Source organism: Photorhabdus antumapuensis (genome assembly GCF_020387775.1).
Lineage (GTDB): Bacteria > Pseudomonadota > Gammaproteobacteria > Enterobacterales > Enterobacteriaceae > Photorhabdus > Photorhabdus antumapuensis.
In genome coordinates, this window is sequence record NZ_JAHZMK010000009.1 from 70,666 (window position 1) to 84,440 (window position 13,775).

The following is a 13,775-nucleotide window of genomic DNA, read 5'->3' on the forward strand; positions in this document are numbered from 1 at the left end:
TTAATATCCTATCGCTATCCAAAAAAATGGGCTATCCCATTTGGCATTTACCCAAGAATTTAATAAATCGAAAGATGAATCATCAATGACATTTACATAGCCAACAGACGCACCCATAAGACCTAATTTACTTTGAATAGGATTAATATTGATGGAGTATTGCCTATTGGAGAAACTAATTGGCAATCGAATACGTTCTATACGGCCAGCATCAATGACCTTAGTACGCCCCCATTGATAGATAACTCCTGTATCTCCACATCTCCACCAACCATTAATCGCTTTACTGGCACTATTCCTATTACCTTTGGCATTAACTTCATTGTCTACTTCTTCTTTTGTGTATACCCCGATATCCACGGCATCCAGATCAATATCCTCGGACAACGCCTTACCATTTACCTGCCGGATATTGGGTACTCTGCTATTAATACTTTCACTTAACGAAGTTATTATTTCCTGGACAAGCTTTTGCGTGACTGCCAGCGTATTACTATCACCAAGTGCATCTGTAAGTTGAATAACACCTTTTTGTGTTAATGAAGCACTTGGAATCTCTGTTAAAGCTTTTTGCTCTAAAGCGATATTTAATTGGGTGGTGAGCTTGTCTATATCGCCATCATCCAAAACATCATCACTACATTGTGTAGAGATAAAATTAGCCACCACCGATGATATCGTTGATGATTGACGCAAGACCTTATTTAATAAACCAATAGAAATAATATTGGGGGGAATCCCCGTATTCAACTCCTGACTTTCTTCATATTCTCCTTGAGAAACAACATTAGCATCCTGACTAATAGAAAAAGCTTTGAAGTCATTTTTGTTACTCATGAGTTCTCCTTAAGGAAAAAATTTATTTTTTCATTAAATAAGACTTTGAATTAATGAAAACTAAAATATCCACTTAATCATCGTATATAATTTTTAGATTGCATTTCAATAATAGCCTTTTTCTGATAAGGAATGATGAAATATTTTTATAACTTAGAGAAATTAATTATTTTCTTATAGTTGATTCCATTAATAGATCAATACCTGAAACCAAATTTATACCTAAGCTATTCATTTACATTCAGCATCCGAAAGTCCCTCTATTTTAACTATTCCCCAAAAACTCAGGTAAGCAAATAAGATAAGCCACCATACTTTAATCTGAGTTTTGTGATGCTGCTCTCACAACAAAAAACTGCCAGTTCCAATAGGATTGATCAGCTTATAAAAACATTCTTGAGGATTTATTAGCTTGAGTTATTCAGAATAGGTCTATTCTTAATATGTGGACAGATTCTATTGTCAATACTTATTAAACCTACTAAGTAAGGAAGAATTATATGCCATCAAGAAGAGACGTCATAGTTGGAGGATTAAGTCTTGCTGCTGCCGGTACGCTATCCGCTGTATCCTCAGCCAACGCTGCAACTGCTAACATAAAACTGACAGGAACCTACAAAACAAATAGTGCAGAAAAATCCCTGGATATTATTAATCTTTATGACTTGGAAGAAGAAGCACGCAAATTGATTCCTGCGCCCCAATTTGGCTATATCAGCGGCGGTTCAGGTGATGAATGGACTCTACGTGAAAACACCAGAGCCTTTGACGATTTCCAAATTATTCCCCGCTATCTCGCAGGAGTAAAAGAGCCTGACACAACAACCGAATTGTTCGGCAGTAAAGTGGATATGCCTATTTTCATTCCCCCAATGGCAGCACATGGGCTAGCTCATATGACCGCTGAATTGGGAACCGCGAGAGGCGCTGCCGCTGCCGGTGCCCTGTTTACTGCACAAACTCTGTCTAATTCATCTCTTGAAGAGATAGCAAAAGTGAGTAACGGCCCCAAATGGTTTCAAATTTATTTTACCAAAGATATGGGTATTAACCGTGAACTGATACGCCGAGCCAAAGCTATGGGGGCAACCGCAATCGTCTTTACAGTCGATTTAGAGTGGAGTGGTAACAGAGAAACAGATAAACGTAATAAATTTGTTTTCCCACGCTCACTGCCATTCCCTAATATCCCCGGCGTTCCCGTAGGGGCAGCATTATCAGAGATTACAACACTATTTAAACGGGATCTTGATTTCAATGATTTGGAGTTTCTTGCCAAAGAATCGGGCCTTCCAATCATCGTGAAAGGCATTCAATCTGCCGAAAATGCTAAAGAGTGTGTTGACCACGGAGCCGCAGCGATCCAAGTTTCTAACCACGGTGGCCGACAGTTGGATACTGTCCCGGCAGCAATCGCTTCATTACCAAGCATTGTTGAAGCTGTTGGATCTAAAATTCCAGTCTATCTAGACGGAGGCATCCGCCGCGGTACCCATGTGTTTAAAGCTCTCGCATTAGGTGCCAAGGCTGTCGCTATCGGTAGACCCATTTTGTATGCGCTGGCATTGGGTGGAGCACCCGGCGTAACTTCCATTTTAAACCTACTTAAGGATGAGCTGAAACTTAGCATGAAGCTGGCAGGATGCGCAGCCATTAAAGATATAGAGAGAAAATTTATTAGTTTGATTTAACCAATGAACTGATAAAGCAAATATTGGCCCCGTTTCACTTGCAACAGGTGATTTCAGGAAACGGGGTAAATTATGTTAGCTTTAGAAGTAATAGCTCCCATAATGAAAAATCCGTTCTCTCACTTTGCACCATTATTTCCTATTATTAATGACTTACTTCCCCTTGAAATGTTCTTCAAGGGGAAACATTTCATGTAAATATTAATGGAGTATACGAGACGCTGACAGCTCGGTAATATCAAATTCATAACTTTGTTGTTCTTCCATGTTGCCGCGTAAAACATCTTCCACTAATGCAGAAAAACCCGTCATCATCTGCCTTTCCATAATAACGCCTTTTGGTTCAGGCCACGGCAAACTAGCAATTGGCCAGTCACAATGTGACTTATAATAATTAAATTGCTCCAGCCGCCCTTTAGCCCGGTCAAAATCATTACTCCAGTAAGCATTGCCTAGCCGAAAGTTAGTATAAAACTCATCAAAACCACCGAAGATTTCATAAATATAATCAGCCGTTTTCAGCATATTTTTCCATGCGACTTCTTCACTGATATAACCGGCACAAAAACAGTTACGACTTAAAACGATTGCAAGCCACAAATCAAATCCCCACACTAATGCAGGTGGACGTCCATTAATAGATTTGGAACATTTATGAATATAGTCAGGTGTTACTTCAACTAATTTGGCAAGTACTTTAAACATTTTCCCATCACTAAGAGCGACATCAACAGCAAAATGTTTTGAATGTACCCCCTCCCATAAACCCGTTAGCATCTTCATATACCCTTCTTCATCAATAATTCCCCAGTCGCTGTATAATTGGGATTGATGTTCCTGGGTCGGAGATAATGGAAGCAGACAGTAACGATAGCTATCATGGGCAACCCGTGACTGTAGAGGATAGTGCTCTAGCGTTTCACTCCAAAAACCTAGCCAATAGTCACTAACAATATTTAACCGTAATACTTGACGCTTCTCTTCTGGTAAAAGAGACAAACCTGCTTGTTGATAATAACGCCGTTGTTCCCATTCAGGACGCTTAACAATGCGATAAATAATAACCGAGAGTAACATTACTCCAAATAATGCTACACCTCCTACTTGTGCCAGAAGTAAATAGTCGGTATCAGGGACAGATACATTACCTATTATAAATAAAACAATTGCTACAGATAATACAATACCCATACATACCGCAATTACAAATAAAATATTAATCAACGCATATAATGCACTTAGAAAAGGTAACTTTCTTTTTTCATAGATAATATGCTTCATTACCTGATAGCCTTTAACAGGGAACTGTCTATAATGAGGCTGATTTTGTAAAAGCTCTTTCATCACAAATGCTTCCTTTCCGAAAATTATCTGTCATATACGATAATTCTTGTCTGTATTATCATAAACTTCAAGGAAACATTATTTTTGCTACTGAGTACCAATTTAGCCAAATTAACTCCATCAGGGGACAATCGCAAGGAACTTTGCTGGATAATATTTTCTATTGAAGAAACATGATATACCTAATAGATTTCGAGTTGCAGTGCGGCGGCAAGTGAACGAATCCCCAGGAGCATAGATAACTATGTGACTGGGGTGAGTGAAAGCAGCCAACAAAACAGCAGCTTGAAAGATGAAGGGTATAACATCACAATATTATCATCGTACTGGTTGTAAGGAGCGCAATGAAATTGATTAACCAAAAAAAGTTACTGGAACAGGCCGAAGTTATTTGCCAGGCTCGTGGAGTCCGCTTTACTCCGCAGCGGCTTGAGGCTCTGCGTCTAATTTCAGAGCAACCCGGGGCAATTAGTGCTTATGATTTACTGGATTTGCTACGAGAAGCAGAACCACAGGCTAAACCGCCTACCGTATACCGGGCGCTGGAATTTCTGCTGGAACAGGGTTTTATTCATAAAATAGAATCCACCAACAGTTATGTCCTATGTCACCATATTGAACAGCCAAGCCACACCTCAGCAATGTTTATTTGTGACCGTTGTGGTTCTGTTACAGAGCGAGATGGTGGAACCGTTGAATCCGCCATCCAACAGTTAGCAAAAACAGCCGGGTTCAGTTTACGTCATACCGTCATCGAAGCGCATGGCTTATGTTCACCTTGTGAAGAGATCGAATCCTGTACTAAACGAGATGAATGCCAGCATGACCACAGAATTGAAGGAAGTAAAAAGAAATAGATAGTAAGTAGATACTTACTTTTGGTACAGAGTCAGACTGGAATAAACAACCGCAGAATCACGTTTAAGATAATCACAACGATAAATTCAACAACATGATTCTGCCGGAATATTGCAATTCTTTAACAATCTCAAAAACAACAATTTGATATTTTACTATCAGGACCAGTTGCCGTTACGAATCACCCCAACCGCCAATCCTTCAATTGTCAGGCCCTGTTCACTCAAATCCACCACAATTGGCTTAAATTCGGGGTTTTCTGCCAGCAATTCAACTCTATTGCCAGTCTGTTTAAAACGTTTTACCGTCACTTCATCTTCAATGCGGGCAACAATAATCTGCCCATTGCGAACATCTTGTGTTTTATGCACAGCCAGCAGATCACCATCCATAATCCCAACATCTTTCATAGACATTCCGCTGACCCGCAACAGGAAATCCGCACTTGGCTTAAACAGTGCGGGATCAACCTGATAATGACTTTCAATATGCTCCTGTGCCAACAGTGGTTCACCTGCGGCTACACGGCCAATTAACGGTAAACCAGATTCTTCCAACAGCAAACGGATACCCCTAGATGCCCCTGCAACAATCTCTATCACCCCTTTACGAGCCAATGCTTTTAAATGCTCTTCAGCCGCGTTAGGTGAACGAAAACCAAGACGTGCTGCAATTTCAGCACGCGTTGGCGGCATACCTGTTTGCGAAATATGGTCACGCACCAAGTCATAAACTTGCTGCTGCCTGGCGGTAAGTGCTTTCATTTCGTCCCCTGTTTGTTTATACAGTCAATATGTGAGTATATACAGCTAAATAACGATTGGGAACCTACCAAGGTAGAAAATCAGCCAATTATAATATAATACCTAACTATTAAACCAAATCAGGCCATAAAATAGCGCCAAAGGATGGTCCCCCAGACAATTAATGACAATATCATCGTTAGAAAGACAGCCGCCGATCCCATATCTTTCGCGCGACCGGACAATTCATGGAACTCACTGCCAATACGGTCAACAACTGCTTCAATAGCACTGTTCAGGATTTCCATAATCAACACCAGCATCACTGAACCAATCAGTAAAATGCGCTCAATGGCGCCGATATCCAGATAAAATGCAACCATCATAGCCAATATCGCTAAAATTATTTCCTGACGGAAAGCCGCTTCATTTTGCCATGTCGCCCTAATGCCCTTCACCGAATATACGATTGCTTTAATGATACGGGCCAAGCCCTTGGATTGATTCGCCATAAATTATTCACACCAAATATGAGGTTATTTGACACTTTCCACTCTTATTATTGCCTTAACACAACAGATCTCAACCCCCGTTTCTGATATGCTGGCAACGTGTTGCTAACAAGAGGCTTTAAGATATTTATGTCAAGTTGGCGTAAAATATATTATAAATTATTGAATTTACCACTAAAAATACTGGTAAAGAGCAAACTTATCCCCACAGATCCTATTACTGAATTGCGGCTCGATACGACACGCCCGATTCTGTACGTGCTGCCGTATCACTCTAAAGCAGACTTACTGGCATTACGTCAGCAATGTCTTGAGCAGGATCTGCCGGACCCATTAAATTCACTGGAGATCGGTGACACTGAACTTCCCAGCTATGTATTTATCGATAATGGCCCACGTGTATTCCGCTATTGTGCACCAAAGCAGGAATCCGTAAAAATTTTCCATGCTTATCTAGATCTGCATCGCAATAATCCAAATTTGGATATTCAAATGCTGCCAGTTTCTGTCATGTTCGGCCGTTCCCCCGGACGTGAAGGGCAGAGCACCCCACACTTGCAGCTACTCAATGGTATCCAAAAGTTCTTTGCCATTCTCTGGCTAGGCCGAGATAGTTTTGTACGTTTTTCAAACACAGTATCTCTACGCTATATGGCAACTGAGCATGGCACTGACAAGACTATTGCCCATAAGCTGGCTCGTGTGGCACGAATGCACTATTCACGTCAACGCCTGGCAGCCGTTGGCCCACGCCTGCCAGTTCGGCAAGAACTGTTTAACAAATTGCTGGCTTCAAAAGCAATAGAAAAAGCAGTCTCTGATGAGGCCCGTACCAAGAAAATCTCACATGAGAAAGCCCGACAGAATGCCATTAACATGATGGAAGAGATTGCTGCGAATTTCTCTTATGAAACGGTACGGCTGTCAGGCCGTGTACTAGGTTGGACCTGGAACCGCCTGTATCAAGGGATCAATGTTCACAATGCTGAACGCATCCGCCGTCTGGCACAGGATGGTCACGAACTGGTTTATGCGCCCTGCCACCGTAGCCACATGGATTATTTACTGCTCTCCTACGTGCTCTATCATCAGGGTTTAGTACCGCCCCATATCGCCGCTGGCATCAACCTGAATTTTTGGCCAGCAGGGCCAATATTCCGCCGCCTTGGTGCATTTTTCATCCGCCGCACGTTCAAGGGTAATAAACTCTACGCCACGATATTCCGGGAATATCTAGGTGAATTATTTGCCCGCGGTTATTCTGTTGAATACTTTATGGAAGGCGGTCGCTCCAGGACAGGTCGTCTACTCGATCCCAAAACGGGTACGCTGTCCATGACGTTACAGGCGCTGTTGAGAGGCGAATCACGCCCAATTACTATTATCCCGATTTATATCGGCTACGAGCATGTGATGGAAGTTGCCACCTACGCCAAAGAGCTGCGTGGTGCAACCAAAGAGAAAGAGGGCTTTTTCCAGATGATACGCGGTTTGCGCAAACTTCGTAATCTGGGGCAAGGCTACGTGAACTTTGGCGAACCCATCCCGTTGATCCAATACCTTAATAATCATGTTCCTAGCTGGCGCGATTCTATTGATCCAATAGAATTCCATCGCCCCGAATGGTTCAATCCGACAGTCAGTCAACTGTCTGAGAAGATTATGGTAAACATCAACAACACGGCGGCGGCTAACGCCATTAACTTGTGTTCAACTGCCCTGCTTGCGTCACGTCAGCGAGCACTCACTCGTGAGCAACTGCTTGAGCAACTGGATTGTTATATACAGCTCATGCACAATGCGCCCTACGCTGCCGATGTCACTGTACCAAAGAAAGCCGCGGAGGAGTTGCTAGAACACGCTCTGCAAATGGATAAGTTCGAGGTAGACAAAGACAGTATGGGCGACATTATCATTCTGCCACGTGATCGTGCAGTTTTGATGACCTACTACCGCAACAATATTCAACATCTATTAGTACTGCCATCACTGATTGCCTGTATCGTTATTCATCATCGCCGTATCAGCCGCGAAGCGTTATTAAGCCAGGTCGCGATCATTTATCCACTACTTAAAGCCGAGCTGTTTATGCGTTATAGCAAAGCAGAGCTGCCAGAAGTGGTTAATACGCTGATCAACGAACTGACCCGCCAGTGCCTTATCTGTAACAAGGAGCATGGCATGTTGGTGCTTAATCCAGCGCGTATCCGCCCCCTGCAATTGCTGGCAGCCGGTATCCGTGAAACACTGCAACGTTATGCCATCACACTCTCTTTACTAAACGCCAACCCAGTAGTCAGCCGGGGAGTGCTGGAAAAAGAGAGTCGGATGTTAGCGCAACGTTTATCTGTATTGCATGGCATCAACGCACCTGAATTCTTTGATAAGGCAGTATTTACTACGTCGGTAAATACGCTGCGCGAAGAAGGTTATATCAGTGACAGTGGTAATGCGATTACAGCAAATACCCAAGAGCTGTACCAGGTATTAAGTGAACTGATGTCACCTGAGATTCGTCTTACTATCGAGAGTGTCAGTTTGCCACCAGAGCATAACGATACCGAAGAGAGTGCTAAGGCAGGATAATCTTCTGAATACTGGTGATAATGGTTATTCATCATTATCACCAGATGTTTCAGACATAGCTAAAGAAGATGCCAAGGAATAGCACCAGACCAACGTAATTATTATTAAGGAATGCCTGGAAACACAGTGTTCTTTCCCGGTCGGCAATCAGTTTCTGCTGATAAATAAATAGCGTGCCCGCAAGCAACAATGACCAATAGTAGATACCACCCAGATTCATCAGATAACCCACCAGCACCAGCACCAGTAACATAGCGAGTTGTAATAGCCCTATAATCAATTTATCGAAACGACCAAACAGGATAGCGGTGGATTTAATGCCAATTTTTAAATCATCGTTTCGATCGACCATGGCATACTGTGTATCATAAATAACCGACCAGAAGATATTAACCAGGAATAATAACCAACACTCTAGTGGTAAGGACTCACTAACCGCAGCAAATCCCATAGGAATCGCCCAACCGTAAGCTGCCCCTAGTACAAACTGAGGAAGATGACTAAACCGTTTAACAAAGGGGTAAAACCAAGCCAGAGCCAATCCAACGACTGACAACCCGATCGCCATTTTATTCAGGGTTAGAACCAGACCTAAAGAAATCAGCGCCAGTACGACAAACAGGATCTTACTCTCTTTCTCACTAATAGCACCGCTAGGCAGGGGACGTGTTTTTGTGCGCTCAACATAACCATCAAATTTTCTGTCAGCAAAATCATTAATCGCACACCCCGCTGCACGCATCAGAAACACACCAGCAGTAAAAACCAATAATATGTGCATATCCGGGATACCTTTACCGGCCATCCACAAAGCCCAGAAAGTCGGCCACAACAACAATAATGCACCTATAGGTTTATTAATACGCAATAAACGGCAATAGGCCAGCCATTTACTTTGCGCCATACTTCCCGCCACTTCTATTTCCCCCTTTTAAATTTTACCTTTGTATACAGGTGATTCAGGTAAAAAGACTTCGGTTAATAATAACGGTTTGCCGGATAACCTCAGCAATGATCGCCTTGCCCAACGGTTCCCCTGTTGCCCCACATGAATATAGTCCCGCATCAATTTATTACCACTAAAAAGATATCGTCCCAGCGGGACTGTTCCTAAATCAACCAAGCTTTCATCAGGGCCAGTTAATGTTGTTTCGGGGATTAACGTCCGCCCCAATAGCCAAGGGATATTATCACCGCACAGTACGATCTCACGCAGCCAATATCTTTGACCCGTTAGCAAACGCTCATTTTCATCAGAAAGTTGCTCCGCGGTAATAAAACATTCTCTGAATGGTATGATACGCACATGGTTACAATATTGTTCAAAACGGCGGGTCATTGAGCCCAATTCCATCAACCAGTCTAAAACCTCATCAGGCAAAACGGGCGAATCCGCCGAAAGCCACTGAATAGGCACCGTTGTTAATATTGAGTCAGTTGACATTCGCTTTTCCATTAGGACAAATTTCTTTTATCCGACAGTACAATTGATAACCGCAGAGAATACCACGTTGCAGGTATACAGAATAAAAAGTTATAACAAATTCTATATACCTAATAGATTTCGAGTTGCAGTGCGGCGGCAAGTGAACGAATCCCCAGGAGCATAGATAACTATGTGACTGGGGTGAGTGAAAACAGCCAACAAAGCAGCAGCTTGAAAGATGAAGGGTATAAATATTGTTGACCAAAAATAAGCGAATTATGATGAACATAATTCGCTCATATCAATTAAGTTTCTAATCCAGAATAAGTGACTAACGCCATGCTTTAAAACGGTTAATCAACCCATTTGTCGAGCTATCGTGGCTGACAACCCTATTATCATCCTTAAGTTCTGGCAAAATACGGTTAGCCAATTGCTTACCCAATTCAACTCCCCACTGGTCAAAAGTAAAGATGTTGAGAATCGCCCCTTGCACAAATATTTTATGTTCATACATGGCAATCAACGCCCCCAAGCTAAATGGGGTAATTTCACGTAACAGAATGGAATTAGTCGGGCGATTTCCTTCAAACACTTTAAAGGGTGCAACATGTGCAACTTCAACCGCAGTTTTACCACTGGCGACAAATTCAGCATCCACCTGCTCACGAGATTTACCAAAGGCTAATGCTTCCGTCTGAGCAAAAAAGTTGGATAACAATTTGCTGTGATGGTCACTCAATGGGTTATAGCTGATGGCTGGCGCAATAAAATCACAGGGGATCAGTTTAGTTCCCTGATGAATAAGCTGATAGAACGCATGCTGGCCATTCGTTCCAGGCTCTCCCCAGATGATTGGGCCGGTTTGGTAATCCACTGGATGACCATTGCGATCGATATATTTACCATTGGATTCCATATTGCCTTGCTGAAAATAGGCAGCAAAGCGATGCATGTACTGATCGTATGGCAGAATCGCTTCAGTTTCTGCGCCAAAGAAATTGTTGTACCAAATACCAATTAACGCCAGCAATACCGGAATATTCTGCTCAAATGGGGTATTGGCAAAATGCTGATCCATTGCATGTGCACCACTAAGCAATTGTTCAAAATTTTCAAACCCAACAGAGAGTGCAATAGACAAACCAATCGCTGACCACAACGAATAACGGCCACCAACCCAATCCCAAAACTCAAACATATTTTTGGTATCAATACCAAATTGCTTAACTTCCTGCCCATTGGTGGAAAGCGCCGCAAAATGCTTCGCAATATGCCCTTCATCACCGGCACTTTTTAGGAACCAGTCACGGGCAGAGTGAGCATTGGTCATCGTTTCCTGGGTAGTGAATGTCTTGGAAGCAATCAGAAACAGCGTCGTTTCCGGGTTCAGTGCTTTCAGGGTCTCTGCAATATGGGTTCCATCAACATTAGAAACAAAATGCATATTCAAGTGATTCTTATAAGGTTTCAGCGCTTCCGTCACCATATAAGGGCCAAGATCTGAACCACCGATACCGATATTCACAACATCAGTAATCACCTTACCGGTATAACCTTTCCACTCGCCATTAATCACGCACTCACTGAAATCTTTCATTTTTGCCAACACCGCGTTGACCTGCTGCATAACATCTTCCCCATCAACCACAATCGGGGCGTTGCTGCGATTACGTAGAGCAATATGCAATACAGCGCGATCTTCGGTACGGTTAATTTTTTCGCCAGAAAACATACTGCGAATAGCCCCGGCAACATCCGTTTCTTTAGCAAGTGCCTGTAGCTTTTCTAATGTCTCAGTTGTGATGCGATTTTTTGAAAAATCTACCAGTATCTGGTCATCGAACGTCGTTGAGAACTTAGCAAAACGATTTGGGTCCTGTTCAAACAATTCACGTAGGTGAATATCCTTTATCTGCGCAAAATGCTGTACTAGTGCTTTCCAAGCTGAGGTTTGACTAGGATTAATATTTTTCATGGCTATGCACTCTATTAATTGACTGTAATTAATTGGAAGTAAAGAAAGATTGTAACCTGTAATTCTGTGATTGGAGTCTCCTTTCCTTTAATCACTGATATTGGTCAAAACGATTAAGTTTTTCTAGTTCTATTTGCCTGTACGTATAAAAGACAATCACTTCTCTCTACTATCCTCAATTTATTTTATGATTCTCATAGCGTCATGAAAGATATTGATGTAGCTCTTCACTCCGTTGACTCAAACCGGTTAACCCGATATTTCTAAAAGACTATCCAGTTAACAGAAGGTTATCGCAATGAGTGCTGTTTCATCCCAATGCCCAGAAATTGGCGGGCATGTAGTCGCAAAATTTGGTGGTACCAGCGTGGCAAATTTCGATGCCATGAATAACAGTGCAGATATCGTACTAGCAAATAAAGCAGTACGTGTAGTTGTGCTATCTGCTTCTGCCGGCATAACAAACTTATTAGTTGCATTATCGGAAGGCTGCCATGCAGATAAGCGGGCTGACTACTTGAAACAGATCCACTCCATTCAATACGCAATTATTGATCGTTTGCATGAATCCGAGACGATTCGTCAAGAGATTAATCGTCTACTGGAAAATATTAAAACCCTTGCTAAAGCCGCATCTCTGGCAACCTCTGCGGCTCTGACAGATGAATTAGTCGGCCACGGTGAACTGATGTCCACACGATTGTTTACCGAATTGCTTCGCCAGCGCGGTAAAGATGCCGAATGGTTTGATATACGCAAAGTGATGTATACCGACGATAGTTTTGGCCGTGCGGAACCAAACCATGAACAACTTCAATCGTTGGCAACGGAACATCTCTTACCCCATCTGAAAAATAGCCTGGTTGTCACCCAAGGTTTTATTGGTCGTGAAGAGAACGGCCGTACCACGACGCTGGGACGCGGCGGCAGCGATTATACCGCGGCACTTTTAGGAGAAGCCCTTGGCCTGAAACGCGTTAATATCTGGACAGATGTTCCGGGCATTTATACCACTGACCCACGAGTCGTTCCAACTGCCCAACGAATTGATAAGATTGCCTTTGATGAAGCGGCGGAGATGGCAACATTTGGCGCCAAAATCCTACATCCGGCAACCCTGTTTCCTGCTATTCGCTGTGGCATTCCAGTATTTGTTGGCTCTAGTAAAGACCCACAGGTCGGCGGTACGCTAGTTTGTGATACGACAGAAGCCCCACCACAGTTCCGCGCTATTACCCTGCGCCAGAAACAGACATTACTGACACTACACAGCCTGAAAATGCTGCACGCACAGGGATTTTTGGCTGAAATATTTACCATTCTGTCACGTCATAATATCTCAGTGGATTTGATCACGACCTCTGAGGTCAATGTGGCATTAACACTCGATACCACTGGCTCCACTAGCACAAATGGCTGCCTGCTGACCAATGCACTTATGACTGAGCTGGCGACACTGTGTCGAGTTGAAGTGGAAGAAGATCTGGCGCTGGTGGCAATTATTGGTAATCAGCTTTCTCAAACCAGCGGATTAGGAAAAAAGGTTTTCAGTGTGCTGGAAAGATTCAATCTCCGCATGATCAGTCATGGCGCCAGTAACCATAACCTGTGTTTACTTGTTCAAGGCAAAGATGCAGAACAAATTGTTCAAACGCTTCATCAGCGTTTATTTGAGTCAATATAGTTTTTCAGGTACTTGATATCCTGCTCAGTCAAAAGGCTAAGCGGGATATTACGGTCAATCCCTCATTTGACTCACTGATGATTAATTGTGTAGGAATATCTATACCCTTCATCTTT

At 42.8% G+C, this 13,775-nt stretch carries 11 protein-coding genes; 4 read left to right on the forward strand and 7 right to left on the reverse strand.

Annotated features, from left to right (window positions below; all coding sequences use genetic code 11):
* Positions 1-837, reverse strand: coding sequence for a gp53-like domain-containing protein (locus tag KZ793_RS01970; protein ID WP_225813042.1), 837 nt, complete (start codon positions 835-837; stop codon positions 1-3).
* Between the two features lie 500 nt (positions 838-1,337).
* Between KZ793_RS01970 and KZ793_RS01975 the strand changes: the two genes are divergently transcribed.
* Entirely contained in the window at positions 1,338-2,528 is a 1,191-nt protein-coding gene (locus KZ793_RS01975; protein ID WP_225813043.1) for a lactate oxidase, read from the forward strand.
* A gap of 201 nt (positions 2,529-2,729) precedes the next feature.
* Here the strand turns inward: KZ793_RS01975 and KZ793_RS01980 are convergent, their stop codons facing one another.
* A complete protein-coding gene (locus KZ793_RS01980; RefSeq protein WP_225813044.1) occupies positions 2,730-3,872 on the reverse strand; it encodes a DUF1266 domain-containing protein in 1,143 nt (380 codons plus the stop codon).
* Between the two features lie 344 nt (positions 3,873-4,216).
* Here KZ793_RS01980 and zur point away from each other — a divergent pair, with 344 nt between their 5' ends.
* Positions 4,217-4,729 (forward strand): zinc uptake transcriptional repressor Zur, encoded by a 513-nt coding sequence (gene zur / locus KZ793_RS01985; protein ID WP_225813045.1) that lies wholly within the window; start codon positions 4,217-4,219, stop codon positions 4,727-4,729.
* Positions 4,730-4,888: 159 nt separating this feature from the next.
* Here zur and lexA read toward each other — a convergent pair whose 3' ends face one another.
* Positions 4,889-5,494 carry a transcriptional repressor LexA gene (gene lexA / locus KZ793_RS01990; protein ID WP_225813046.1) on the reverse strand — a complete coding sequence of 202 codons (606 nt, stop codon included), beginning with the start codon at positions 5,492-5,494 and terminating at the stop codon, positions 4,889-4,891.
* Between the two features lie 119 nt (positions 5,495-5,613).
* Positions 5,614-5,985 (reverse strand): diacylglycerol kinase, encoded by a 372-nt coding sequence (locus KZ793_RS01995; protein ID WP_225813047.1) that lies wholly within the window; start codon positions 5,983-5,985, stop codon positions 5,614-5,616.
* A gap of 129 nt (positions 5,986-6,114) precedes the next feature.
* Here KZ793_RS01995 and plsB point away from each other — a divergent pair, with 129 nt between their 5' ends.
* Complete coding sequence (gene plsB / locus KZ793_RS02000; RefSeq protein ID WP_225813048.1) at positions 6,115-8,571, forward strand: glycerol-3-phosphate 1-O-acyltransferase PlsB; 2,457 nt, start codon at positions 6,115-6,117, stop codon at positions 8,569-8,571.
* A gap of 49 nt (positions 8,572-8,620) precedes the next feature.
* Here plsB and ubiA read toward each other — a convergent pair whose 3' ends face one another.
* The 3 genes from ubiA to pgi all read right to left on the reverse strand — a co-directional run bounded on the left by ubiA (position 8,621) and on the right by pgi (position 11,975).
* Entirely contained in the window at positions 8,621-9,475 is an 855-nt protein-coding gene (gene ubiA / locus KZ793_RS02005; RefSeq protein WP_225813049.1) for a 4-hydroxybenzoate octaprenyltransferase, read from the reverse strand.
* 27 nt (positions 9,476-9,502) lie between these two features.
* The gene (gene ubiC / locus KZ793_RS02010) at positions 9,503-10,015 is read right to left on the reverse strand and encodes a chorismate lyase (protein ID WP_225813050.1); all 513 of its coding nucleotides are present in this window, start codon (positions 10,013-10,015) and stop codon (positions 9,503-9,505) included.
* A gap of 313 nt (positions 10,016-10,328) precedes the next feature.
* Positions 10,329-11,975, reverse strand: a complete 1,647-nt coding sequence (gene pgi / locus KZ793_RS02015; protein WP_225813052.1) for a glucose-6-phosphate isomerase — start codon at positions 11,973-11,975, stop codon at positions 10,329-10,331.
* A 298-nt stretch (positions 11,976-12,273) separates the two neighbouring features.
* On the opposite strand from pgi, the gene lysC reads away from it, so the two are divergent.
* On the forward strand, positions 12,274-13,659 hold the full coding sequence (gene lysC / locus KZ793_RS02020) for a lysine-sensitive aspartokinase 3 (protein WP_225813053.1): 1,386 nt from the start codon (positions 12,274-12,276) through the stop codon (positions 13,657-13,659).
* Positions 13,660-13,775: the final 116 nt, after the last annotated feature.